This is a genomic window from Mycolicibacterium pallens (genome assembly GCF_019456675.1).
In the GTDB taxonomy this organism is placed as follows: Bacteria; Actinomycetota; Actinomycetes; order Mycobacteriales; family Mycobacteriaceae; genus Mycobacterium; species Mycobacterium crocinum.
The window spans coordinates 3327980-3351455 of record NZ_CP080333.1 but is presented as its reverse complement, the minus strand read 5'-3'; the positions used below and the strand labels follow the sequence as shown (position 1 = coordinate 3351455).

At 67.3% G+C, this 23476-nt stretch carries 21 protein-coding genes and 1 pseudogene; 14 read left to right on the top strand and 8 right to left on the bottom strand.

All coding sequences use genetic code 11. The annotated features are described in order from the left end of the window. Window positions 1-111 precede the first annotated feature (111 nt). Window positions 112-711 carry a TetR-like C-terminal domain-containing protein gene (locus tag K0O64_RS16480; RefSeq protein WP_225933468.1) on the top strand — a complete coding sequence of 200 codons (600 nt, stop codon included), beginning with the start codon at window positions 112-114 and terminating at the stop codon, window positions 709-711. Window positions 712-721: 10 nt separating this feature from the next. Here K0O64_RS16480 and K0O64_RS16475 read toward each other — a convergent pair whose 3' ends face one another. Further along, window positions 722-1246: a DUF421 domain-containing protein gene (locus K0O64_RS16475; RefSeq protein WP_071944139.1), complete on the bottom strand. Its 525-nt coding sequence runs from the start codon at window positions 1244-1246 to the stop codon at window positions 722-724. 74 nt (window positions 1247-1320) lie between these two features. Here K0O64_RS16475 and K0O64_RS16470 point away from each other — a divergent pair, with 74 nt between their 5' ends. From K0O64_RS16470 to K0O64_RS16425, 10 genes and pseudogenes are all read left to right on the top strand, one after another. Further along, window positions 1321-2805: a phytoene desaturase family protein gene (locus tag K0O64_RS16470; RefSeq protein ID WP_198044411.1), complete on the top strand. Its 1485-nt coding sequence runs from the start codon at window positions 1321-1323 to the stop codon at window positions 2803-2805. Between the two features lie 98 nt (window positions 2806-2903). Beyond that, window positions 2904-4685, top strand: a complete 1782-nt coding sequence (locus K0O64_RS16465; protein ID WP_071944143.1) for a glycoside hydrolase family 15 protein — start codon at window positions 2904-2906, stop codon at window positions 4683-4685. Next, the gene (locus K0O64_RS16460) at window positions 4682-5689 is read left to right on the top strand and encodes an SDR family oxidoreductase (RefSeq protein ID WP_071944145.1); all 1008 of its coding nucleotides are present in this window, start codon (window positions 4682-4684) and stop codon (window positions 5687-5689) included. Before K0O64_RS16465 ends, K0O64_RS16460 begins: the two co-directional genes overlap by 4 nt. 243 nt (window positions 5690-5932) lie before the next feature. Then, window positions 5933-6925 (top strand): ferredoxin reductase, encoded by a 993-nt coding sequence (locus K0O64_RS16455; protein WP_225933467.1) that lies wholly within the window; start codon window positions 5933-5935, stop codon window positions 6923-6925. Between the two features lie 13 nt (window positions 6926-6938). After that, window positions 6939-8327: a fatty acid desaturase family protein gene (locus tag K0O64_RS16450; RefSeq protein WP_071944147.1), complete on the top strand. Its 1389-nt coding sequence runs from the start codon at window positions 6939-6941 to the stop codon at window positions 8325-8327. A 125-nt stretch (window positions 8328-8452) separates the two neighbouring features. Further along, window positions 8453-8929 (top strand): nitroreductase family deazaflavin-dependent oxidoreductase, encoded by a 477-nt coding sequence (locus K0O64_RS16445; RefSeq protein WP_225933466.1) that lies wholly within the window; start codon window positions 8453-8455, stop codon window positions 8927-8929. Between the two features lie 102 nt (window positions 8930-9031). Continuing rightward, window positions 9032-9532 (top strand): MarR family transcriptional regulator, encoded by a 501-nt coding sequence (locus K0O64_RS16440; RefSeq protein ID WP_071944151.1) that lies wholly within the window; start codon window positions 9032-9034, stop codon window positions 9530-9532. A gap of 64 nt (window positions 9533-9596) precedes the next feature. After that, on the top strand, window positions 9597-10154 hold the full coding sequence (locus K0O64_RS16435; RefSeq protein WP_071944153.1) for a hypothetical protein: 558 nt from the start codon (window positions 9597-9599) through the stop codon (window positions 10152-10154). Window positions 10155-10163: 9 nt separating this feature from the next. Next, window positions 10164-10931: an alpha/beta fold hydrolase gene (locus K0O64_RS16430; protein ID WP_071944155.1), complete on the top strand. Its 768-nt coding sequence runs from the start codon at window positions 10164-10166 to the stop codon at window positions 10929-10931. 67 nt (window positions 10932-10998) lie between these two features. Continuing rightward, window positions 10999-12036 (top strand): annotated as a pseudogene (locus K0O64_RS16425) (phosphatase PAP2 family protein); the annotation flags it as partial. On the opposite strand, the gene K0O64_RS29920 reads toward K0O64_RS16425, so the two are convergent. Then, the gene (locus K0O64_RS29920; RefSeq protein WP_396928623.1) at window positions 12022-12801 is read right to left on the bottom strand and encodes a hypothetical protein; all 780 of its coding nucleotides are present in this window, start codon (window positions 12799-12801) and stop codon (window positions 12022-12024) included. The pseudogene K0O64_RS16425 and the gene K0O64_RS29920 sit on opposite strands and share 15 nt — an antisense overlap. 89 nt (window positions 12802-12890) lie before the next feature. Here K0O64_RS29920 and K0O64_RS16420 point away from each other — a divergent pair, with 89 nt between their 5' ends. Beyond that, window positions 12891-14201: an NAD(P)/FAD-dependent oxidoreductase gene (locus tag K0O64_RS16420; protein WP_096311587.1), complete on the top strand. Its 1311-nt coding sequence runs from the start codon at window positions 12891-12893 to the stop codon at window positions 14199-14201. Here K0O64_RS16420 and K0O64_RS16415 read toward each other — a convergent pair whose 3' ends face one another. From K0O64_RS16415 to K0O64_RS16390, 6 genes are all read right to left on the bottom strand, one after another. Then, on the bottom strand, window positions 14202-15245 hold the full coding sequence (locus tag K0O64_RS16415; protein WP_225933465.1) for a PDR/VanB family oxidoreductase: 1044 nt from the start codon (window positions 15243-15245) through the stop codon (window positions 14202-14204). Between the two features lie 53 nt (window positions 15246-15298). Beyond that, window positions 15299-16198: a metal-dependent hydrolase gene (locus tag K0O64_RS16410; RefSeq protein WP_096311585.1), complete on the bottom strand. Its 900-nt coding sequence runs from the start codon at window positions 16196-16198 to the stop codon at window positions 15299-15301. A gap of 49 nt (window positions 16199-16247) precedes the next feature. Beyond that, window positions 16248-16661, bottom strand: coding sequence for a hypothetical protein (locus tag K0O64_RS16405; protein ID WP_071944168.1), 414 nt, complete (start codon window positions 16659-16661; stop codon window positions 16248-16250). A gap of 129 nt (window positions 16662-16790) precedes the next feature. After that, a complete protein-coding gene (locus K0O64_RS16400) occupies window positions 16791-18275 on the bottom strand; it encodes a cryptochrome/photolyase family protein (protein WP_096311584.1) in 1485 nt (494 codons plus the stop codon). Between the two features lie 10 nt (window positions 18276-18285). Next, the gene (locus tag K0O64_RS16395) at window positions 18286-19728 is read right to left on the bottom strand and encodes a serine/threonine-protein kinase (RefSeq protein ID WP_096311583.1); all 1443 of its coding nucleotides are present in this window, start codon (window positions 19726-19728) and stop codon (window positions 18286-18288) included. A 9-nt stretch (window positions 19729-19737) separates the two neighbouring features. Then, on the bottom strand, window positions 19738-20391 hold the full coding sequence (locus K0O64_RS16390) for a TetR/AcrR family transcriptional regulator (RefSeq protein ID WP_096312881.1): 654 nt from the start codon (window positions 20389-20391) through the stop codon (window positions 19738-19740). A 218-nt stretch (window positions 20392-20609) separates the two neighbouring features. Between K0O64_RS16390 and K0O64_RS16385 the strand changes: the two genes are divergently transcribed. Beyond that, a complete protein-coding gene (locus K0O64_RS16385) occupies window positions 20610-22607 on the top strand; it encodes a dipeptide ABC transporter ATP-binding protein (protein ID WP_096311582.1) in 1998 nt (665 codons plus the stop codon). Continuing rightward, a complete protein-coding gene (locus K0O64_RS16380) occupies window positions 22607-23476 on the top strand; it encodes an ABC transporter permease (protein WP_071944176.1) in 870 nt (289 codons plus the stop codon). The genes K0O64_RS16385 and K0O64_RS16380 overlap by 1 nt, the downstream gene beginning before the upstream one ends.

Genomic DNA, 23476 nt, shown 5'->3' with positions numbered 1-23476 from the left:
CGGTGTGCGGGGTCTTCATCGCGGTGGTGCCGCTATCGCCGCGTGGCGTTACAGCCGATTGCTCGAGAACCCCACCCGGGGGATGGTTCACTGGATGCGGACACCGCACGGGTGGGAGGTCGAGCGATCACAACCGATGCCGAGAGCGCCGACGCCGGCGTCCCCGAGGACGTCCGGCACGCGGTGATGACCGCCGTGTACGACGAGCTGACCCGATGGGGCCTGGAGCGGTTCGACGTTCCGACGATGTGCGCTCGTCACAAAATCGACGAATCAGTGGTGACCAAGTACTGGGGCGACGGCAGCCGGCTCGCACTCGAAGCGCTCCTGTACTGGAGCAACGACGTTCTCACCGCGCCGGACACCGGCTCACTGCGCACCGATCTGCAGGCTCTGGCCACGGCGGTGGCCGAGCAGGTCAACGACACCATGGGCCGCAGCCTCCTGCGTGCGATGGTGGTCGACGATCGAGCCGCATTCGCCGATGACACCAGGATGGCGTTCTGGATGAGGCGGTTCGCCGGCATCCGCTCGGTTTTCGACCGGGCAGCCGCGCGCGGTGAGCTGCGCGACGGCGTTGACACCATCGCCGCGATGCAACTCGTGCTCGCCCCGATCAACGTGCGCGCGCTCTACACCCGGGAGCCGATCGCCGATCACTACTGCGCCGCCATCGCCGATCTGGCCTGGCACGCTATCGCTAAGCGGTGACCGACCCCAATCACACCCGTTGTCTGCGAGGCTTTCGCTGAGTGTGCGGTTCACCGGACGCCATCACGAAGCTGAACTCCCCGTCGGATTCCATGTAAGCGCGGCTGACCCGGCTGATGTCGTCAATGCCTTGCTGACGCAGCTGACCCATCAGTTCTTCGGGAGTAACCAACTCGCGACGCATGTTGCGGCGCAACATTTGACCATCACGAACCAACGGCAGGGCCCGCGGCCGGATCAGCCGCTCAGCCCACTTCCAGCGGTAGGCGATCACATCAAGCACAAACGACCACCCGATGATCACAGCCACCAGCAGCAGTCCGTCGGAAACCGAGTCATAAGTACCGGCCATGCCGTTCTGCGCGGCGTCGGCGATCAACACCACCACCAGCAGGTCGGTCATGCCGGTGGTTCCGCTCTCACGCTTGAGCAGCACCCGCAGCAACGTGAACAGCGCGAGGTACATCAGCGTGCCGCGGATGACGATCTCCAGCGGTGGGGTCTGCAGCGCGAAGACCTTGGCCCAATCGATCATGGCCCGCGGAATACCCCGCCCGGCGACGGTTAGCAGGGTCCGAGCAGTGGTACCTGACGACGATGAGCGCACCGGTGGACGTGGTGGTCGTGGGCTCCGGCCCGAACGGGCTCGCGGCCGCCGTGATCGCCGCCGCGGCCGGGTTGTCGGTCCGTGTGCTGGAGTCCGAATCGACGCTCGGCGGCGGTGCCCGCACCGAGGAACTCGACCTCGGAGTGCCGCTGCTGCACGATGTGTGTTCAGCGGTGCACCCAATGGCGGTGGCCTCGCCGTTCTTCGAACGGTTCGATCTTCGTGCGCGCGGCGTCGAGTTGCGGCACCCGTTGATCCCGTTCGCTCAGCCGTTGCTCGACGGCCGGGCCGCGGTGGCCTATGAGGATCTCAACCGCACGGTCGGCGAGTTGGCCGAGGACGGCGCGCACGAAGGCCGGACGTATCGCCGGGTGATGGCTCCGCTCGTCGAGGGCTGGTCGGCCGTTCGCGATCTAGGACTCTCTGATGTTCGGCACCTGCCGGGCAGTGCGGTGCGGCCCTCCGGGTTGGCGGGGACGGCGGCACTGGCTGCTCGGGCGTTGGAGCTGGGGACCCCGCTGTGGGATCGGTTGACCAGGGCGCCGCGCGCCGGTGCACTACTGACGGGTGTTTCCGCCCACGCCAACGTCGAGATCCCGTCACTGGCCGGTGCGGCGACGGCGTTGCTTCTCGGCACGTTGGCGCACAGTCACGGGTGGCCGATACCGGTCGGCGGCAGCCAGTCGATCACCCAGGCGTTACTGGCCGATCTTGCCGGCCGCGGGGCCGAGGTCGTCACCGATTGTCAGATCACCGACTCCGCCCAGTTACCACCGGCACGGACGTACCTGTTCGACACCTCGCCGTGGACGCTGACGAAGGTGTTCGGGGCTCGGTTGCCCGAGAGCTATCGGTCGGCGCTCGGGCGCTTCACGCCCGGAAACGGGGTTGCCAAAGTCGATTTCGCGTTGTCGGGCCCGGTGCCGTGGACGGATCCGCGACTGGCCGAGGCGGGAACCCTGCACATCGGTGGCAGCCGCGAGGAGATGAAGCAGGCCGAGGCCGACACCGCGGCCGGCCGGCACAGTCCGACTCCGATGACGCTGGCCAGTCAGCCGACCGTGGTGGATCCCACCCGGTTCGGGCCCGGCGGAGGCCGACCGCTGTGGACGTATGCCCACGTACCGAACAGCTCGACCCACGACATGACCGAGGTGGTGACTGCACACATCGAACGGTTCGCCCCCGGCTTCCGTGATGTGGTGATCGGCTCGCGTTGCATCCCGGCCGCCGCGATGGCGGGGCACAATCCCAACTATGTCGGCGGTGACATCGCGGTGGGCACCGTGTCGATGTATCGCATCCTGGCCCGGCCGGTGCCGCGGTGGAACCCCTACCGCACGCCGCTGGACAATGTGTATCTGTGCTCGGGCTCGACTCCACCCGGGCCCGGAGTGCACGGAATGTGTGGCATGCACGCCGCGACCCACGTCCTGCGCGAGCAATTCGGCATTCGTGAGCTGCCCGACATCGGTCCCGGAAGTTGACCTGACAAAACAGTTGCCGTGAGGCAACTATTTAAACGTTCGGTGAGGATGTGCCCAAGACCGGATGGATCCGGTGCGCAGCCGGGTAGCCGATAAGCATGTCGACGCCGAGCACACCCGAACCCTGGACACTGCGGGACTACGCGTTCATCGCCGATGGCGAACGCGGTGTGCTGATCGGGCCGCACGGCGAATACGCCTGGATGTGCGCCCCGCACTGGGACAGCGACGCCGTCTTCAGCTCGCTGATCGGCGGCGGCGGCAGCTACACCGTCACCCCGGCCGCGCCGTCGGTGTGGGGCGGCTACTACGAGCCCCGCTCGCTGATCTGGCGGTCGCGATGGGTGACGACATCGGGCATCACCGAATGCCGTGAGGCGCTGGCCTACCCTGGGCGTCCCGAGACCGTCGTGATGTTGCGGCGCATCGAGGCGATCCGCGGCGACGCCCGCCTCGATGTGCTGCTGCGGCCCGCGGCCTCCTTCGGCCACAAGCACATGCGCAACATCCGCCGCGACGATGCGACCGGCACCTGGTCGGCCACTGTCGGGTCGCTACGTATGCGCTGGTCCGGCGCCCCGGACGCGCAGGTCACCGGGGACGGGGCCGCCGACCGCGCGCTGACCGCAAGCGTGGTGCTGCACGAGGGTGACAGTGTGGACTTGGTTCTCGAACTCTCCGAACATGAACTGCCGCCCCGGCCGGTGGTGGCGCCACAGGCCTGGGCCGACACCGAAAAGGCCTGGGCGGAAGCCATTCCGCGGTTCGGCCGGACGGCCGCACCCCGCGATGCCGAACACAGCTACGCGGTGATGCGCGGGATGACCACAGCCACCGGCGCGATGGTCGCAGCCGCCACCATGAGCCTGCCCGAACGGGTCAACGAAGGTGCCAACTACGATTACCGGTACGCCTGGATCCGCGACCAGAGCTACGCCGGAGTCGCCGTCGCCGCCGACGGGCCTCACGAATTGCTCTGCACCGCAGTCTCATTCGTTTCCGAACGGCTTCTCGCCGACGGTCCGAAGCTGATGCCGGCCTATACCGGCACCGGCTTGGCGGTCCCGGAGCAGCGGCGACTCGATCTCGCCGGGTATCCCGGTGGCTACGACTTGGCAGGCAATCACGTCCGCGATCAGTTCCAGCTCGACATGTTCGGCGAGGCGCTGCTGTTGTTCGCCGCCGCCCACCGCCACGACGTGCTGACCAGTGACGCCGCACACGCGATCGACGTCGCAATCGATGCCATCGAGGACAACCTGGACCGGCCCGATGCGGGTATCTGGGAACTCGAGAACAGACTGTGGGCACATTCGCGGCTCGCGTGCGCCTCGGGGTTGCGCGCGGTGGCAGCTGCCGGCGCGGCCCGCGATCCGGGTCGTCTCAGTACCCTTGCCGACCGGATCGTGGCCGACACCTCCGCGAACTCCCTGCATCCCACCGGGCGCTGGCAGCGTGCCCCCGACGACGAACGCGTCGACGGCGCACTGCTGTTCCCCGCCTTACGCGGCGCGCTGCCGCATGACGACCCGCGCTCGGTGGCCACTTATCGTGCGGTCGAGCGCGAACTCAGCCGTGACTACTACGTCTACCGGTATCGCTCCGAGCGCGGTCTGGGCACCCACGACAGCGCATTCCTGTTGTGCGGCTTCGTGATGGCCCTCTCCGCGCTGCAGCAGGGCCACACCGTGGACGCGTTCCGGTACTTCGAGCGCAATCGCGCCGGGTGTGGCACGCCAGGCCTGTTCTCCGAGGAGTACGACATCCGGCAACGCCAGCTCCGCGGCAACCTGCCACAAGCGTTCGTCCACGCCCTGATGTTCGAAGCGTCCGCCCGACTCGCGCAACACGCGCCAGACAATGAAAGGAATGACCCATGAGTACGTCGGTCAAGGGAAAGACGGTCGTCGTCACCGGCGCCAGTGCAGGCATCGGACGAGCGGTGGCGCGCGAGTTCGGACGGGCGGGGGCCAACGTCGCCCTCCTTGCCCGCGGGCGTACCGGCCTCGAAGCGGCGGCTGCCGACGTCGAAAAGTGCGGCGCCCGAGCACTTGTCATCCCCACCGACATATCGGACTACGCGCAGGTGGACGCCGCGGCGCAGGCTGTCGAATCCGAACTGGGACCGATCGACATCTGGGTCAACGTCGCATTCACGTCGGTGTTTGCGCCGTTCCACGAGATCACCCCCGACGAGTTCAGGCACGTCACCGAGGTGACCTATCTGGGGTTCGTCTACGGCACGATGGCCGCGCTGCAGCGGATGCGGCCCCGCAACACCGGAGCGATCGTGCAGGTCGGCTCGGCGCTCGGCGGCCGCGGCATCCCGTTGCAGTCGGCGTACTGCGGAGCCAAACACGCCCTCAACGGCTTCACCGAATCACTGCGCACCGAACTGCTACACGACCACAGCAACGTCCACGTCACCGTGGTGCAGATGCCTGCGGTCAACACCCCGCAGTTCTCCTGGGTACTGTCCCGGCTTCCGAAGCATCCGCAACCGGTACCGCCGATCTATCAGCCGGAGATTGCCGCGCGCGCGGTGCTGTTCGCCGCGAAACACCCTCAGCGCAAACAGTTCTGGGTGGGAGCCAGCACTGTCGCGACGCTGCTGGGCCAGCGGGTGGCACCGCGAGTACTCGACCGCTACCTCGCGCGGACGGGGTATGCGTCGCAACAGACCGATGCGCTGGCCCCCCGCACCCAGCCCAACATCTGGCAGCCACGAGATGACGAACCTGGTGCCGACCACGGGGCTCACGGCGCTTTCGACGACCGATCCCACGCTCATAGCCCGCAGTGGTGGCTGCGGGAACACGCGGCGCCGATCGCCGCGGTGGCCGGCGGAGCGGCCGCGGTGGCCCTGGCGGTGGGGAGCCGGTAGACGGCTACTGCTGCGCCCGGCGTTTTCGTGCGATCTGACTGTGAGAACTCGTGGAGCGGTTTCACTGCGGACCATCGCGGCAACACGTGCGTCGGGGGTGTGGCACGGCTCACAACGTGGGTGGGAGGGAACGGCGATATGGCTGAACGTGGTGCGCAGCCACCAGTGCCGCGGGGGCGACGGCTGTTTTTGAAGGCGGTGCGGCATCTGTTCAGCCCGTTGAAGCCCGACGACTACCTGTAGATGGTCAATCCGCTCTGGACCACCAAGGAGTTGCGCGGCCGCGTGGAACGCGTCGAACCGCAGGGATCGGAGGCGGCGAGCGTACTGATCCGGCCGAGTTACGAATGGCCCGGCCACAAACCCGGACAGTATGTGCGCCTCGGCCTGGTCATCGACGGTCGCTATCACTGGCGCGCGTACTCACTGACGTCCGACCCCCAGCCTGAGGACGGGTGGATCAGCGTCACGCCGAAGAAGGTCGATAGCGGTGTGGTGTCGCCGTACCTCGTCAGCAAGATCCAGCCGGGGGAACTGGTGCGGCTCGGCGATATCGAAGGCGTATTCACGCTACCCGAACCGGTGCCGGCGAAGATGCTGTTCATCAGCGCGGGCAGCGGCATCACGCCCATCATCAGCATGCTGCGCAGCCTCGATCATCGGGATGCGCTGAACGACGCGGTGGTAATCCACTCCGACCGGTGCCGCGACCACGTCATGTTCCTGTCGGTGCTCGAAGACCTGGACCGTCGCCATGACGGCGTACAGCTCGACATCCGCCTCACCGCCGAACGCGGACGCTTGTCACCGGAGGAACTCGATGAATTGTGTCCGGACTGGCGCGGGCGGGAAGCGTTCTGCTCGGGGCCCGGCGACCTTCTCGACGGCCTGATCGAATTCTGGGACCGCAACGGGGATCCCGAACGGCTGCACTACGAGCGCTTCCAGCCGAAGATCGGCGGCAACCCCGGCGAGGGCAAAGGCGGGAAGGTGACATTCACCGACAGTGACGTCACCGTCGATTGTGACAGTGGCACACCGATATTGGAGGCCGGTGAACAAGCCGGAATCAACCTGGCATTCGGCTGTCGCATCGGTATCTGTCACACCTGCGTGGGCACCGTGAAGTCAGGCAAGGTGCGCGATCTGCGCTCCGGCGATGTCACCGAGCCCACCGGTCAGGACGTGCGGATCTGCATCCATACCGCCGAAGGCGACGTGGAACTCGAATTGTGATCGGAAGGAACTCATGACCACCACCATCCAGAGCCCGCTTGCCCGCCTGACCGATCGAGAGCTCGAGAAGCTCGCCAAGGAATTCGACGCAATCCACGACGAGGTCTTCGCCGAACTCGGTGATCGCGATCGCCGCTACATCAAATCCGTGATCACCGCGCAGCGCCAGATCGTGGTCGTCGGACGCGTGTTGCTACTCGCCTCGCGGTCGCGGACCGCCTGGGTGCTCGGCACAGCGTGTCTGAGCATGGCGAAAATCCTGGAGAACATGGAGCTGGGGCACAACATCCTTCATGGTCAATGGGATTGGATGAACGACCCCGACGTCCACTCTTCGGTATGGGACTGGGATACGGCATCCACGGCCAAGGCGTGGAAGCACTCCCACAACTACGTCCATCACACGTACACCAATATCTTGGGCAAGGACCGCGATCTCGGATACGAGATCATGCGAATCGATCCCAACCAGCCGTGGCATCCCGTCTGGCTGGCGCAGCCGCTGTTCAACTTCCTGCTGATGATGCTCTTCGAGTGGGGAGTTGCCGTCCACGACATCGACTTTCGTGCCGCACAGCGCGGCGACAAGCCGTGGTCCGAAGTTCGCTCGGAGTTGAAGGGAATCTCGGGAAAGGCGCGCGCGCAGATAGTCAAGGACTACCTGGGTTGGCCTGCGATCAGTGCGGGTGCGTTCGCGCTGGCGCAGGCCGCGACGCGAGGCCGGCTCGAACAGCCGAAGCATTCGCGTGTCGGGCGTCGGCTTCGGCAGGTGTCGGCAGGCCGAATGGGTTCGGCGGCAAGCTTCCTGGACCGTGCTCTGCCCGGTGTCGAAAGCACGTTCCTGCGCACGCTGGGCGCCGATATGCTGGCCAACCTGATTCGCAACGTGTGGGCGCACTCGATCATCTTCTGCGGCCACTTTCCCGACCAGACATACACGTTCACCGAGGAAGAGGTCGCCAACGAGACCCGCGGCGGCTGGTACGTGCGGCAACTGATCGGTGCGGCCAACATCGAGGGGAGCCCGCTCTTTCACCTCGTCAGTGGCAACCTGGGCTATCAGGTCGAACACCATCTGTTCCCCGACATGCCCAGCAGCCGGTACTCCGAGATCGCTCCGAAGGTCAAGGACATCTGCGAGCGTTACCAGCTGCCATACCACTCGGGGCGGTTCTCCAAGCAGCTGTTCACGGTGCACCGCACCGTCTTTCGTCTGTCGTTCCCCGGCGGAAAACCCCGGCCCAAGCCCGGACCGTACCAAGGCGACGGCGCCCAGTCGCCGAAAGGACCCAGCGAAGCGACGCGTTTCCGCGAGCGGGTACCCGCCGAGCATCCCGACGCCGGGCCGGAACATGAGTCGGGCGGTGTGGCCGTCCAGCCGCCACCGCGTGGACGGGACTGACTGCGCGGCATCCGAATCCGGGATCTGGTGATGTGGACCATCGACCTTCGGCCGTCATCCGATGCTGTTGTCTTCCTGCGTGACGATTTCGGTCTACCAGATTGCGATGTGTCATCGTGAAGATAGTGAGAACGGTCCAATCTCCAAAGAAGTTGGGGCGATTTCTGTTTCGCATCCCGGTGTACATCTACCGGCTGGGCCTCGGCGGGATCTTCGGCGGTCGCCTGCTCGTGCTGTATCACCGTGGGCGCGTGACCGGAAGACAGCGCCAGACTGTTCTCGAAGTGGTGTCTCATGACATCACCGACGACAGCTATGTCGTCGCCAGCGGGTTCGGTACCTCGTCGATGTGGTACCGCAACGTCATCCAGACACCCGAGGTCAGCATTCAGGTGGGGCGGCACACGCTCGACGTGGTCGCGATGCCGGTTCCCAAACACGAGGGCGCCGATATATTCGCCGCCTACGCGACGCGACACCGGCTGTTGGCCAAGTATCTTCTCCCGCGTTTACTCGGATTCGAGGTCGACGGTTCCGAGGAGGATTTCCGGGCCGCCGGGCAACAATTGCCCTTCATCAGATTTCTTCCTCGGCACGGATGACTTCGCGGATTCTCGCCATTCGGCTGGACGGCGTCGGTGGTTTTCGTGCGTTCGCGCTGCACGGCGACCGCACACATGACCGCACCTGGCAGAATGCCAGGCATGAGGAGGCAAGCTGCGCAGCAGGCAGACGACGGGCCGTCGGCGGCCGATGTCGATGCGGTACTGCGGGCTTCCCGGGCGCTGGTGGGCATCGCGGCCGCCTCGATTGCCGAGACCGCTGACGTCGTCACCGTGCCGCAACTGCGGGTGCTGGTGATGATCGACACCCACGGGCCACTGAATCTCGCGTCGGTTGCCGCCGCGCTGGAGATCAGTCCGTCCAACGCCAGCCGGATCTGCGACCGGCTGATCAAAGCCGGCTTCCTGCATCGGCAGGACTCGGCGGAAGACCGCCGCAACATCTCCCTGTCGTTGAGCACGGAGGGGCGGCAACTCGTCCGCAAGATGAATCGCCATCGCCGCCGGTCGATCACCCGGGTCTTGCGCACGATGAGCGCTGAGGAGCGTGCTGCGGTGATCGCCGCGCTGGACACCTTCGCCGTCGCCGCCGGTGAATCGGCTGACGACGCCGGGCTGCGTCTGGTGTGGCCGCCGGCCTGACACGACCGATTTGTTACCGGTCCGCGCTCTGGCGTCCACATCAGACGTGAGAACGTAGACCCCTATGCACACGCACAACTTCGTCACCTACGAAGAATTCGGTCGCCGATTCTTCGAAATCGCGGTGACCGAGGAGCGGGTGGCCGCCGCGTTCGCCGAGATCGCCGGCGGTGAGTTCGAGATGGGCCCGATGGCGCAGGGGCCCGCGGGTCTGGCCAAAGTCACCGCCAAGGTCAAGATCCAGCAGCCGACCGCCCGCCGCAGCGTCGGCGACACCATCACCTTCAACGTCCGGATCCCGCTGCTGATCGAGCTGATCGTCGACCTGCGGGTGGACAAGCAGCGATTCACCGTCGACGGCGATATCGCCCTACGTGCGACCGCGCGGGCGGCCGAACCGCTCACGCTGGTGATCGACGTCGCCAAGCCGCGGCCCTCCGACATCGCCGTGCACGTGACCTCGAAATCGGTGCGCGGCGAGATCTTGCGTATCGTGGCCGGCGTCGACACCGAGATCCGCCGCTTCGTCGCGGCCTATGTCGCCGACGAAATCGACAGCCCGGCATCGCAGGAAGCGAAGGTGATCGACGTCGCCGAAGCAGTCGCCTCGGCCTGGGACTGAGGAGTTCGGGTGCGGTTCGTCTTCGTCCACGGCGGCTTTCACGCGGGCTGGTGCTGGGAGCGCACGATCGCCGAACTCGACCGATTGGGGCACGAGTCGGTGGCGGTTGATCTGCCCGGTCACGGTTCTCGCGTCGACGACCCGTTGAGCGAGTGGACCATCCCGTGCCGCCGTGACGCGATCCTTGCCGCGATCCGTCCCGGCGACGTGCTGGTCGGCCACTCCGGCGGCGGCTTCGACGCGACGGTGGCCGCCGACGCCGCCGTCGACGACGTCAGTCACATCGTGTACTTGGCCGCGGCACTTCCTCGGGAGGGGCGCAGCTATCCCGAGGCGATGGCGATGCGCAACACCGAGGACGGTGAATTCGACGGTGACGTCGGAGAGATGCTGGGCTATCTGCACTTCGACGACGAGGGTGCGATGACCTTCGCCGATTTCCACGGGGCTTGGCGCTACTTCTACCACGACTGCGACGAGGCGACCGCTCGTTGGGCGTTCGATCGCCTGGGGCCGGAGAAGTTCGGCGCGGTCAACGACACCCCGGTCTCCGTGCCTCGGTTTTGGGCGGCGGGGATCCCTCGCAGTTTCATTCGCTGCACCGAGGACCGGTCGATGCCCCGCTGGCTGGCCGACACCGTGACCGAGCGCCTCGGGGTCGAACAGCTGACCATCGAGGCGTCCCATTCGCCGTTTTTGAGCCGTCCGGCCGAACTGGCTGAGCTGCTGGTGCATGCGACCACCACCAAGCCGGTCGGGCCTTTACAGCCGGATTAACCGTGCCTTAACGGAATCTTGCGTAAAGCGGGTAATCCGATGCGATGAACCGGTTGAGTGGGCAGCGATGACCGCGATCGACATCGAGCCGCACGCGCCGGAAGACGACCAGGCACCGCCAAGCAACCGGCTCATCCTTGCGCGGCGTATCGCGATCGGAGCCTGGCTCACGGCGATCGTATTGTGGACGGCCACAAGCGGTTTGGCGCTCAATCGGGAATTGATTCTGCTCTATGTGTGTACCGGCCTGCTGGCCGCCAGCATCGGCAGGCGACGGGTGCTGCTGATCGTGCGAGACTGGCTGCCATTCGCGCTGGTGCTGATCGTCTACGACCTCAGCAGGGGAGCGGCCAATCTGATCGGCATGCCCACCCAGTGGACGTGGCAGCCGGATGTGGACCGCCGATTGTTCGGCGCGGTACCGACCGTGTGGCTGCAGGAACACCTCAAGATGCCCTCCCCGCCCTGGTGGGAGGTGGTCATCAGCACGGTGTACATGTCGTTCTTCATCCTTCCGTACGTGGTCGCCGCCGTGCTGTGGCTGCGCGACCGGGCGGAGTGGAAGGCTTTCGTCCGTCGCTTCGTGGTGTTGTCGTTCACGGCGCTGGTGATCTACGCAGTCGTGCCCGCCGCGCCGCCATGGGCAGCGGCGCGCTGCGAGGCAGCCGACGTGGCCGGCAGACCGTCGGCACCGGCATGCATGTTCCGCCCGGTGCCGCTCGCCGACGGCGGCCTGCTGGGGTCCGTGACCACCGCGCACGCGGGCGCCAACGACTTCATCGAGCGGATCTCCACCCGCGGCTTCGCGATGCTGCATCTGGATGTGGCCCGCGCTCTGCTCGACGAGGGGCAGGCCAGCGTCAACCTGGTGGCGGCCATTCCGTCGCTGCACGCTGGGCTGTCGGCGATGATCGCCGCGTTCCTGTGGGGCCGGGTCGGACGCCGGTGGCAGCCGCTACTGGCCGGCTACGTCGCGATCATGGCGTTCACCCTGGTGTATTCGGCCGAGCACTACGTCATCGACCTCCTGCTCGGCTGGGCGCTGGCCGCGGTCACCGCGCTCGCCATCCGCCGCTACGAGCGACGGCGGCTAGGTGCGGCGGGGGCGCCCGGTGAAATTCAGTGGCCGACCGACGACGCTGAGCTGGGCGAGAAGGTCGTCGACCCGCGTTCCGGGCACTTCGGTGCGCCACTGGGGCACGCTACCGGTCAGATGTAGGGATCCGGGCCCGAGAGACAGGCTGGTCAGGGTCAGCCCGCTGGCCAGTTCGGGCACCCGTACCGGGTAGGCCGGCAGTCGGGTGGGCAGCGCCCAGCGGCGTCGACGGGTCCGCACCGCGCGCGGACGCAGCCAGAGTGTGGAGCCGTCCAATGTCACGTCGACCTCGACACTGCCCAGCGCGGGGCGGCGCGACCAGCGCAACCGCGCGACGCCCTCGTCATCGACGTGCCCCGACAGTCGCGGCAGCGCGTCGGTGAATACCGCGTCGAGCGCATGGGTGGAGACGGCCATGGTCACCTCGACCGGTGCGGCCACCAGGACCGGCGGCACGCCCGGCTTCAGATGCACGTTGTGCAGAACGACGGTAGCGGACTCGAAAGAGCGCTCGCCCCAACGGATGTCGGTGGCGGCGATCCGCACATCGTTCAGCTGGCCGACGGCCAGCCCCCGGACATCGAGACGCGAATCGAATTCGGTGACGGTCAGCGTGATGTCCCCGCCGTCGAGTCGCACGGTCATCGTCCGGCCCACCACGAGCCGCTTGATGGTCATGAACACGGTTCGGTACGCCACCGCGGCCCCGGAGCTCACCGGCAGGGCGGTCGCCGTTGACCACACCGAGGACAGCAAACCCAGCGAACGCGACATAGGGTCTCCCATCCTGCTCGGTCCGCACCGCGTGGCGCAAGAGTCTTTGCGTACGTTTGTAATCCGTGCGCTCGGGTATAAATGAGCCGATGACGTCCGTGGTGATTGTGGGAAGCGGCTTCACCGGGTTCGAGTGTGCGCGCCGCCTGCAGCGGCGGCTCCGCAGGCAGGACGCGGACGTGCAGATCACTCTCATCTCGCCGATCGACTACATGCTCTACACGCCGCTGCTACCCGACGTGGCCGGCGGACTGGTCGACGCCCGGTTCGTCTCCATACCCCTGGCCGGCACGCTGCCCGGCGTTCGAGTGATTCGAGGCCGGGTGGACAGCGCGGACCTGACGGGGCACACGCTGGCCTACACCGACCCCGAGGATCGCACTCACGAGTTGGCCTGGGATCGGCTGGTGCTCACCCCCGGTTCGGTGACGCGGTTGTTCGACATCCCTGGTCTGGCAACTTACGCACGCGGACTGAAGTCGATCGCCGAGGCGCTCTATCTGCGTGACCACTTCCTCGAGCAGCTGGAGCTGGCCAGCATCGACGACGACCCGGCGGTGGCGGCAGGCCGGCGCACGATCGTGGTGGTGGGCGCGTCCTATTCGGGCACCGAACTTGTCGTGCAGCTACGAGCTCTCGCCGACGCCGCGGCCCGTCAGATGGGCTTCGATCCCGAGTCGGTGCGCTTCGTCCTGCTGGATCTCGCCGAACAGGTGATGCCCGAGGTGGGTGAGAAGCTCGGCAAGGCGGCCATGAAGGTGCTGCACGACCGCGGCATCGACGTGCGGCTGGGTTTGACGCTCAAGGAAGTACACGCCGATCACGTTGTGCTCAGCGATGATTCGCGCGTGGATACTCGGACGGTGGCGTGGGTGACCGGGGTGACCGCCGCGCCGTTGATCGAGACGCTGGGTCTGCCCACCGAAAAGGGCAGGCTCAAGGTCGGCGCAGACCTGCGGGTGCCCGGCCATCCCGACGTGTTCGCCGCAGGCGACGCCGCAGCCGTCCCAGACCTGACCCAACCCGGCACGATCACGCCGCCGACCGCCCAGCATGCCGTGCGGCAGGGAAAAGCGTTGGCGCGCAACGTCGCCGCCAGCCTCGGGTTCGGCACGCCCAAGGACTACAAGCACCGCAACATGGGGCTGGTCGTCGACCTCGGCCCGCACAAGGCGGTGGCCAACCCGCTCAACATTCAGGTCTCGGGTCTGCCTGCGAAGGCTGTCACCCGCGCCTACCACCTCTACGCGATTCCGCGAGCAGTCAACCGCTGGGCGGTCGGCCTGGCATACCTCACGGACCTGATCTTTCCGCGCACCCTGGTGTCGATGGGGCTCGCCAGTCAGGAGGACGCCCAGTTCTCCACCAGCGAGGGCATCCCGATGCTCAAGGCCGACTGACTACAGATCCAGCCTCAGATGGCCGCCCTCGGGTGCGCGCGACACACAGGTCAGCATCAACCCCTGCGCCCGTTCCGGCCCGGTGAGCAGCGTATCCCGGTGTTGCACAACACCATCGAGCACGCGGACGCGGCAGGTGCCACAGAAGCCCTGTTGGCAGGAGTACGGGGCGCTCACATGTTCCCGCTGCAGCGCGGCCAGTAGCGTCTCGTCGGCGTGCACGAGCACGCCGGCGCCTGTGGAGGCGATGGTCGCGGTGAACGTCGTGCCGTCGACCACCGGTGCGGCGGCGAACCGCTCGAAGTGCAACTCGACGTCATCGCGGCCGGCCAACGCGGTGCGGATCGCCGTCAGCATCGGCGCCGGCCCGCACGTGTAGACCGTCGTACCGTCCTGGCAGTCGCCCAAAAGGTCTGCAGCAGTGGGTATTCCGTGCACATCGTCGGTGCGGATCTGCACCCGTTCGCCGAACCGGCGCACCTCGTCGAGGAAGGGGATGGACTCGTCGTTGCGCCCGGCGTAGATCATCGACCAGTCGACACCCAGCCGCTGCGCCAGGCCCAGCATCGGCAGGATCGGCGTGATGCCGATGCCGCCGGCGATGAACCGCAGCCGCTGGGTGGGCGAACCGTAGCCGGGAACCGTCAGCGGGAAGGCATTGCGCGGCCCGCTGGTCGTCACCGTCGCCCCGATGTCGAGGCTGTCGTGCACCTCGATGGAGCCGCCCCCGCCATCGGGGATGCGGCGCACCGCAATCCGGTAGTGGGTGGCCACGGCGGGATCCCCGCACAGTGAGTACTGCCGCACGCGGCCGCTGGGCAGATGGATGTCCAGATGTGCGCCGGGATACCACGGTGGCAGCGGCGTTGCATCCGGCGCTGCCAGTGTCAGTGCCACCACGTTCTGGTCCCGGGCGACGACCTGGCGGTCGACCACCTGCAGGGTGAGCGTCCGGTCGCGACCCGCGGGGATCACCGGGCGACGAATCGCCCCGCTGATCGCCCACAACGCGGTGATCGACGCATCGGTGAGGCTCAGCAGCACGTCGTGACGGGTTCGGCCCGACGCGCTCGGCGGCGCGGACCGTGGCCGGATCCTCACAGGTGCGCGGCGCGGGCGGCCGGTGAGCTGGCGAGGTAGGCGACGGCCTGCGCGGTGGAGCCGACGTCCTCCGGTGAGTAGTTCGGCCGGAAATAGGTCAACGTGGTGGAACCGAACAGCTGCCGGTATTTGGGCAGCAGACCCAGTTTGGAGTCGCGGGCCCGCAGCCGCTGCATCTGCCACCAGCTCATGTCCAGGGTCGGGTCGGTGCGGCACAGATACCAGCTGCCGCGGTTGAAGAAACCGGCGATCAGCGTCACCGCCATCACCATCGACCGGATCCGGTCGAGATAGCTGTCGTGGAAGTAGACCGCGACGTCGTGTGCGACGGTGCGGTGCTCGACCTCTTCACTGCCGTGCCAGCGGAACACGTCGACCAGGGTGGGATCGGCGCCGTAGTCGTCCCAGGCACAGTTCAACGCGAAGTCGCCCAGCACCGCGGTGTAGTGCTCGATCGCCGCGATCAGCCACAGCCGGTCACAGAGATGGTTCAGCCGCTTGCGCGGATCGGCGGACGGGCTCGGCGACAGCACCTGGCCGAACACGTAGTCGAGTTGGCGCAGAATCGGCTCGGGATCCACGCCGCGGGCCACCATCAACTCCTGCAGCACCCGGTCGTGGGTGTCGGCGTGAGTGGCCTCCTGGCCGATGAACCCGCGCATGTCCTCGGCCAGCCGAGGATCTTTCACCAGCGGCAACGCCTCGTTGTAGGTGTCGACGAACCAGCGTTCGGCGACCGGGAGAACCACGTGGAGCAGCCCGACCACATGGGAGGCGACCGGGTGGTCGGGAATCCAGTGCAGCGGGGCTTCGGAGACGTCGAAAGCTACCTTGCGAGCCTGGATCTGCACCGGCCCCGGATCGATCTCGCGGGGGAAACGGCGTGGGCGCAGCATGGGCGAAACCTCCCGGATTGTTGCCCGGAAGTCTAGCCGTCGAGCTGCGTCAGCCGACCTGAGTCGGCGTGACGATGACGGTCCCCGGAGCGCCCGGCGTCGGGCGCGACCCGCCGTCGGACGGGATCTGCTGGGCAGGCGCCGAGCCTGGCCCGCTGGGCGCAGGTGCCTCGGGCTGAGCGGCCTTGGTGCAGTTCAGCATCAACGACATCTTGCCGCTGGCCAGATACTTCTGGCTCTGAACCACACACTTGGCCTGGGGCACGTCGCTGCCGACCGAGCCGCCGAAGACCGTCTGGATGCCCTGCGCATGCAGGATCGCGACCGCCTTGTAATACGGTTCGCCGAGGATGTTCATCGTGCCGCCGGCATTCGGGTCGGCGCTGCTGGCCCCCATATTGAGGGCGGCTACTGCCGAACCCGCGGCAAGCGCGCCGGCGGCCACCAGGATGAGCCTCTTCACTCCAACCTCCGTCTGTCTCCGGTCGAACATAGCCCAGGGAGCTTGGAGGTCGCTCTTCGAGCAGATCCCACCAGCCTCTTGCGACGTCTATCGCCACAGGGGCATGGGAACGTTTCAGCCCGCCGCCGACTAAAAGGTGTCGCGGTGACGTTCCTGCTCAACGACGGCATCCAGGTCCGACAGTCGCGCCATCGACGACACCGCTCGCGCCGTACGGCGATTGTTCGCCAGCAGATCCTGGTGGCGATGCACGAAGGCCCAATAACCCGCGGTGAACGGGCAGGCGTCGGCGCCGAGACGGACCTTCGGGTCGAAGCTGCAGCTGCGGCAGTGGTCGCTCATCTTGTTCACGTACGCACCACCGGAGGTATACGGCTTGGTGGCCAGCATCCCGCCGTCGGCGTGCTGGCTCATGCCGATCACATTCGTCGGCATCACCCACGCGAACCCGTCGACGAACGCGGTGGCGAACCACTCGGTCAGCGCCCGCGGCTGGTAGCCGCGCTGCAGCGCGTGACTTCCCAGCACCATCAATCGCTGAATGTGGTGCGCCCACCCGCGGTCGCGCACCCCGCCCAACGCATGCCGCAGGCACTCGGCGGTGACCGAGTCGGCATCCAGCTCGGTCCACCAGGCCGGTAGCGGAGTCTGCGCGGCCAACGCGTTATTGCCCAGATAGTCCGGGTCGAAATGCCAGTACAGATGCCACATGTACTCCCGCCACCCGAGAATCTGCCGGATGAACCCCTCGACCGCGGCCAGCGGCGCCGTGCCGTCCCGGTAGGCCTGCTCGGCGGCATGCACCGCGTCCAGCGGGTGCAGCACACCGAGATTCAACGGCACCGACAGCAGCGAATGCGCCATCGTCCAGTCGCCGCCCATCATGGCGTCCTCGTAGCGGCCGAACAGCGGTAGTCGCCGGTCGATGAACCGGGCGAGGGCACGGCGCGCCTCGGCCGGGGTCACCGCGAACAGCCGCGGCCCGTCGACGCCCACGGTGTCGAGACCCATCGCGTCGAGGTCGCGGCGCACCGCCTCGTCGATATCGTCTTCGCGCGGCCGGTACGGCGCATCGATATCCAGGGCCGCCGCGTTCTTCGGCGGGGACTCGCGGTTCTCGGTGTCGAAATTCCACCGGCCACCCACCGGCTCGGAGCCGTCCATCAGCACGCTGAACCGGCGGCGCTGCTCGCGATAGAAGTCCTCCATCCGGAACCGTCGGCGATCCCCGGCCCACTGCCGGAACTCCGCGCGCGGCAGCGCGAACGTCGGGGTGGGCAGGATGTCGGCGACCAGGCCGTCGCGGTGCAACCGCTGCACGAACCGCTCGGCCGCGAACGACGTCGGCTCATGCACCAACACCGGCCTGCCGTAACGGCGCAGTGCCTCGGTGTAAGTATCGGTGCGCAGGAAGGTGGCGCGCTCACCGAGGTCGGCTGCGGCATGCCGCAGCGCGGACAGCACCAAGTGCAGCTTCTGCCGGTGATAGCGGCGGCGGCGCAGCACCGAGGCCGCCTCGACCAGAAGGACGGGACGGTGGGCGTGCTCGCCGCCATACACTTGCGGGCCGAGCTGGTCGGCGAACAGCCACAGCGGGGTGTCGTCGGCGCTCATCCGGTCGGTCCTAGCCGCCGTTGCCGCGCAGGATCTCCTCGGCGCATCGCAACCTGGTATGCCCGGTTTCCTGCATGCAGACACGGACCGGGGATTCGGTCTCGGTCGGTGGCGCCACGATCGGAGCCGTCGGCGACGACGTGACCACCGGATTCGGGATGACGTCCTGATGCACCGACCACAGATAGCGGTTGGTGTACTGCAGCTTCGTGCAGTAGGCCGTGGCCCCGTCCGCGGTGGTTCCGGTGGCGCCCGGCTCGCTGCAGTCCGAGCCGATCACCGCGGTCGGGGTCGGTTCCACGGTGACGGTGTCGGTCGGTGCGGTGGTGGTGGTGGTGGTCGTCGTGCTCGTCGTCATCACGGGCGGTGGCGGCAGGGCGGGCTGAGTCGTTGTGGTCGTGGTGCGGACGTCCTTGGCGGCGACGTCCTCGCCGCGGTCGCGCCCGGCGATGAACGCGGCGGCCACACCGACGATCAGCAGTACCAGCAGCAGGGGAAGCAGGATCTTCAGCCACCGATTGTGCGACTGCGGCGGCGGCTCGCCGATCGGGGCGGCATCGGTGATCGGAGTCAGCCGGGTGGCCTCGGGGTCGGTGAGGCCGTCACCCGACAGCGGCGTGGTGACGTGGTGGGACAGGGCGCGCGCGAAGTCCACGCAGCGGTCGAAGCGCTCGGCGGGATCCTTGGACAACGCCTTGCGCAGTGCCGCGTCGAGGTTCGCGAGCTCCGGACGGTGCTCGCCCAGGCTCGGGGGCGATGCCGACAGATGCTGGCTGATCACCACCGCGGGATTGGAATGCGGGAACGGCGGTGTGCCGGTGAGCAGGTGATAGGCGGTGGCGGCCAGCGCGTATTGGTCGCACCGCCCATCGAGATCGCGGCCCATCAGCTGTTCCGGCGCGGCGTACGACACCGTGCCGACCGTCATATTGGTCTGGGTCAACCCGCTGGCGTCATTGTCCCATCGCGCAATGCCGAAGTCCGCCAACAGAATTCGTTCCTCGCCGGACTCCAGTTTGGAAACCAGGATGTTGGCCGGCTTGACGTCGCGGTGCAGCAGGTGGCGTTGGTGGGCGTAGTCCAGCGCCTCGGCGACCGCGGTGACGATGTTGAGTACTTCGCGCTGCGGCAGGCCGTTGGGAAACTTCGCCAAAAGGTCGGCGGCGTCGTTGCCGTCGACGTAGTCCATCGCGATCCAGAGCTGACCCTCGAATTCGCCGCGATCGTGGACACCGACGATATGCGGGTGCCACAGCGTGGCGGCGATGTCGGCTTCACGCTCGAACCGGGCGCGGTATTCGGCGTCGCTGCTCACCGAGGCCGGCAACACCTTGAGGGCATCGTGGCGGGGTAGGCGCGGATGCTGGGCCAGGTAGACCTCGCCCATCCCGCCCGCGCCCAGCAGTCGCAGGATCGAGTAACCCGCGAAAGTCTCGCCTTCGGCCAGCGGCATGGCCCGATACTACAAATGTCCTGCCCGAACAGGTCCGGACGCGCGAAGCTCAGCAAGCTCGTCCGAGGTGATGCCGAGTACCCGCAGACAGGCGTCGGCCACGTGGCCGGCCAGTGTGGCGGGGTCCGGATGCGGGGGTGGTATCCACATGTTCACCAGCGACTCGACCAAGCGGAACGGAAGATCGGCCGCGTCCTCGGCGACCCCTGTCGCGGCCAGTACGGTGCGGCTCAGATCGAGATAGGCCCGCCGCAGCCGCTCACGTTCGGTCCAGAACGCGGCCAGTCGGGCCTCACGCAGTTCCGGCAGGAGATAGAGGGCACCGAGGTTCCACCGCGACGTCAGCAGTTGGGCGCCGTCGAAGGCAGCCAGCGCGTGCAACGTCCGCGCTGGCGAATCGTGGTCCAGCGCGGCCAGGAACGTCAACGTCGGCGTGACGGTCTGGTGCAACAGCGCCGACAGCAACTCGTCCTTGGTCTTGAAGTAGTGGTACAGCGAGGCCTGCCGGATGCCGACCGCCTCGGCGATTGCCCGGGTGGACGTGCTGGCATAGCCGCGGGTGGTGAACAGCTCCGCCGCGGCGTCGAGGATCTCGTCCCGGGCCGTCGTGCCGGGTCTGCGCCGCTCGGTCAAGCGCGGGCGGCCCGCCCGCGTTGTCTCCATGAATCCGATGTTGACCCACATCACCTGCGAAAAGACAGACCCAGGGATTTTCTGTCACACGACAGAAACGCGGGTTACCTATCGGTTACGCGCCGCCACGGGTTGGTTACGCCAGCGACACCCACCACGACATGCGGCCCGTAAAACTGTCAATCGACAGGTTGATGACTCACCGGTGAGCTCATTCTCGTGACCTCCTAACCTCGGGGAGACTCTGCATGGCGAGCGCCGCAAGTGTTGCGCTACGACCGGACACCCCGGCGACGATGCCGGACGACGTGGTCGCGGCGGTGGACAATCTGTGTGTCACGTTCCGGCGCAACGGACGGGACGTGCATGCACTCCGAGGCGTGTCACTGCAGATCGCACCCGGGGAAATCGTCGGTCTGGTCGGCGAATCCGGTTCGGGCAAGAGCGTTTTGGGCTTCAGCATGCTGGGCTTGCTCGGTGCCGCGAAGACCGTTGGCAGCGTTTCGGTCTGTGGTACCAACATGCTCACCGGTGCCGCCAAGCAGTTGCGCAAGGTCCGCCGGTTGGACCTTGGCGCGGTATTCCAGGACCCGATGACGTCGCTGAATCCCACCATGCGGATCGGCAAGCAGGTCGAAGAGGTCGCCGGCAGCAGCGAAGAAGCACTGAAACTGCTCACCGCGGTGGGCATTCCGGACCCCGAGCGGCGGATGCGGGCCTACCCGCACGAACTGTCCGGCGGTCTGCGGCAGCGGGTGATGATCGCGATCGCGGTGGCCGGTGATCCCGAACTGATCATCGCCGACGAGCCGACGACCGCGCTCGATGTCACGGTGCAGGCCCAAGTGCTGGCGCTGCTGCAGCGCCTGCGCGCCGAAATCGGTTGCAGCATTGTGTTGATCACCCATGACCTCGGTGTCGCCGCACAGATCGCCGACCGCATCGCGGTGCTCTACGCCGGGCGAATCGCCGAAATCGGCCCCACAGCAGACGTTCTCGCCACGCCTGCTCACCCGTACACCCACGGCCTGCTGCAATCACGGCTGACCCTGGACACCGCGCGTGATCGCCCCTTGGCGGCGATGGCCGGACAGGTGCCAAGCCCGACCGCGCCACTGCCGGGTTGTGCGTTCGTACCGCGGTGCGCGCTGGCCCGGCCCGAGTGCTCGGTCACACCAACGGATCCGGTGCTCGTCGCCGCCGACCGGGTCAGTGCCTGCATCGTCGAACCGGCGCAGATGCGCACCGAACTGGCCGGCGTGGTCGCGGCCGAGACCGAGGCTTTCGCCGATCGGACCGAGATCGCGGTTGACGCCCCACCCGCCGTCGACGTCCGCACCGTCACCAAGGCCTTCACCGTGCGGCGCCGTCGGCTCGATCGCTCCGGCGCGTCCGGGGGCAAGCTGCAGGCGTTGCGCGGGGTGTCGCTGACCGTCGCGCAGGGTGAATCGGTGGCCCTGGTGGGGGAGAGCGGCTCGGGCAAGTCGACTCTGCTGAGAATCATTGCCGGACTAGAGAAGCCGACGACCGGTGAGGTCGAGCTGGCCGGGGATCGACGTCCACAGATGGTCTTCCAAGACGCCGGCGCATCGCTGACGCCGTGGTTGTCGGTGGGCGAGCTGATCGGGGAGCGGCTGCGCGGTACCTCCATGTCGCGCGGCGAGCGGAAGGACGCCGTCGCCGCGGTGCTCGAGCGGGTCGGGTTGCCCCTCGACGTGGTCAAGTCCCGAGCGGCGCAGCTGTCCGGCGGTCAGCGGCAACGTGTTTCGCTCGCACGCGCCACGGTGATCCCGCCGCAGGTGCTGTTGTGCGACGAGCCGACCAGTGCGCTCGACGTGTCGCTGGCGGCGTCGGTGCTGAACCTGATCGGGGAACTGCGCCGCACGCTGGACATGTCAGTGGTGTTCGTGACCCACGACCTCTCGGTGGCACGGGTGGTGGCCGACCGGATCGCGGTGATGTATCTGGGCCGGATCGTCGAGATCGGCCCCGCCGAAGACGTGATCGGCCGCCCGACCCATCCCTACACCCAGGCCCTGGTCGACGCGATCCCCGATCTCGGCCGCGACTGCCGGGTGCTGGCCGGTGAACCTGCGAGCCCGTTGTCGCCGCCGACCGGATGCGCCTTCCACCCGAGGTGCCCGATCGCGATCGACACGTGCCGTGATATCGAGCTCGACGTGCGTCTGGAGGGCATTCCCGGCAGCCCGCACCAGGTCGCCTGTATCGAACGAAAGGCGCGCTGATGGCCATCGCGATACCTGCCCCGGCGCTGCTGCGCAGCCGCGAGAAGCGGATGGCCGGACTCCCGAAAGACCGTGCGCTGATCCTGAATTGGCTCGGTGTGTCACTGATCCTGGTGCTGACGGTGATCGCCGTCGCCGTGCCGCTGCTGGCCCCGCACGATCCACTGGTCCCGGTCGGCATGCCGCTGCAGGCGCCCGGTAAGAACGGGTTCCTGCTCGGCACCGACAGCGTCGGGCGCGACATCTTGAGCCGCGTGCTCTTCGGTGTCCGGTCGAGCTGGTTCGCCGCGCTGGTGGTCGTCGGCGTCGGGCTGCTCATCGGTGGTCTGGTCGGGCTGATCGCCGGCGCCACCGGCGGCTGGATCGACGCGACCCTGATGCGAATCACCGACGGTTTTCTGTCGCTGCCGGCTCCGGTACTGGCGATCGCCGTCGTCGCTGCGCTCGGACCCGGCTTCGTCCACACGCTGATCGCGGTGTCGATCGTGTGGTGGCCGTTCTACGCCAGGCTGGTTCGCGGTGAGATCGCCCGGCTGAAGGCACGCCCGCACGTCGAGGCCGCCCGGCTGGCCGGCGTCGGACGCATCCGGGTGGCGGTGCGCCACCTGCTCCCTGGAGCGGTGCCCAACGCGCTGGTGGCCGCGAGCCTCGACCTCGGCACGCTGATCCTGACGCTGGCGGCCCTGTCGTTCCTCGGACTCGGGCAATCCGCCCCGGCCCCGGAGCTCGGAGCTGATGCCGCCCGCAACCTGAGCTACTTCCTGCAGCAGTGGTGGGTTCCGGTGATGCCCGGCCTCGGGGTTCTGGTCCTGGCAGTGATCGGCAACATCGCCGGTGACAGCCTGCGCAACATGATGAAGACGAGCTAG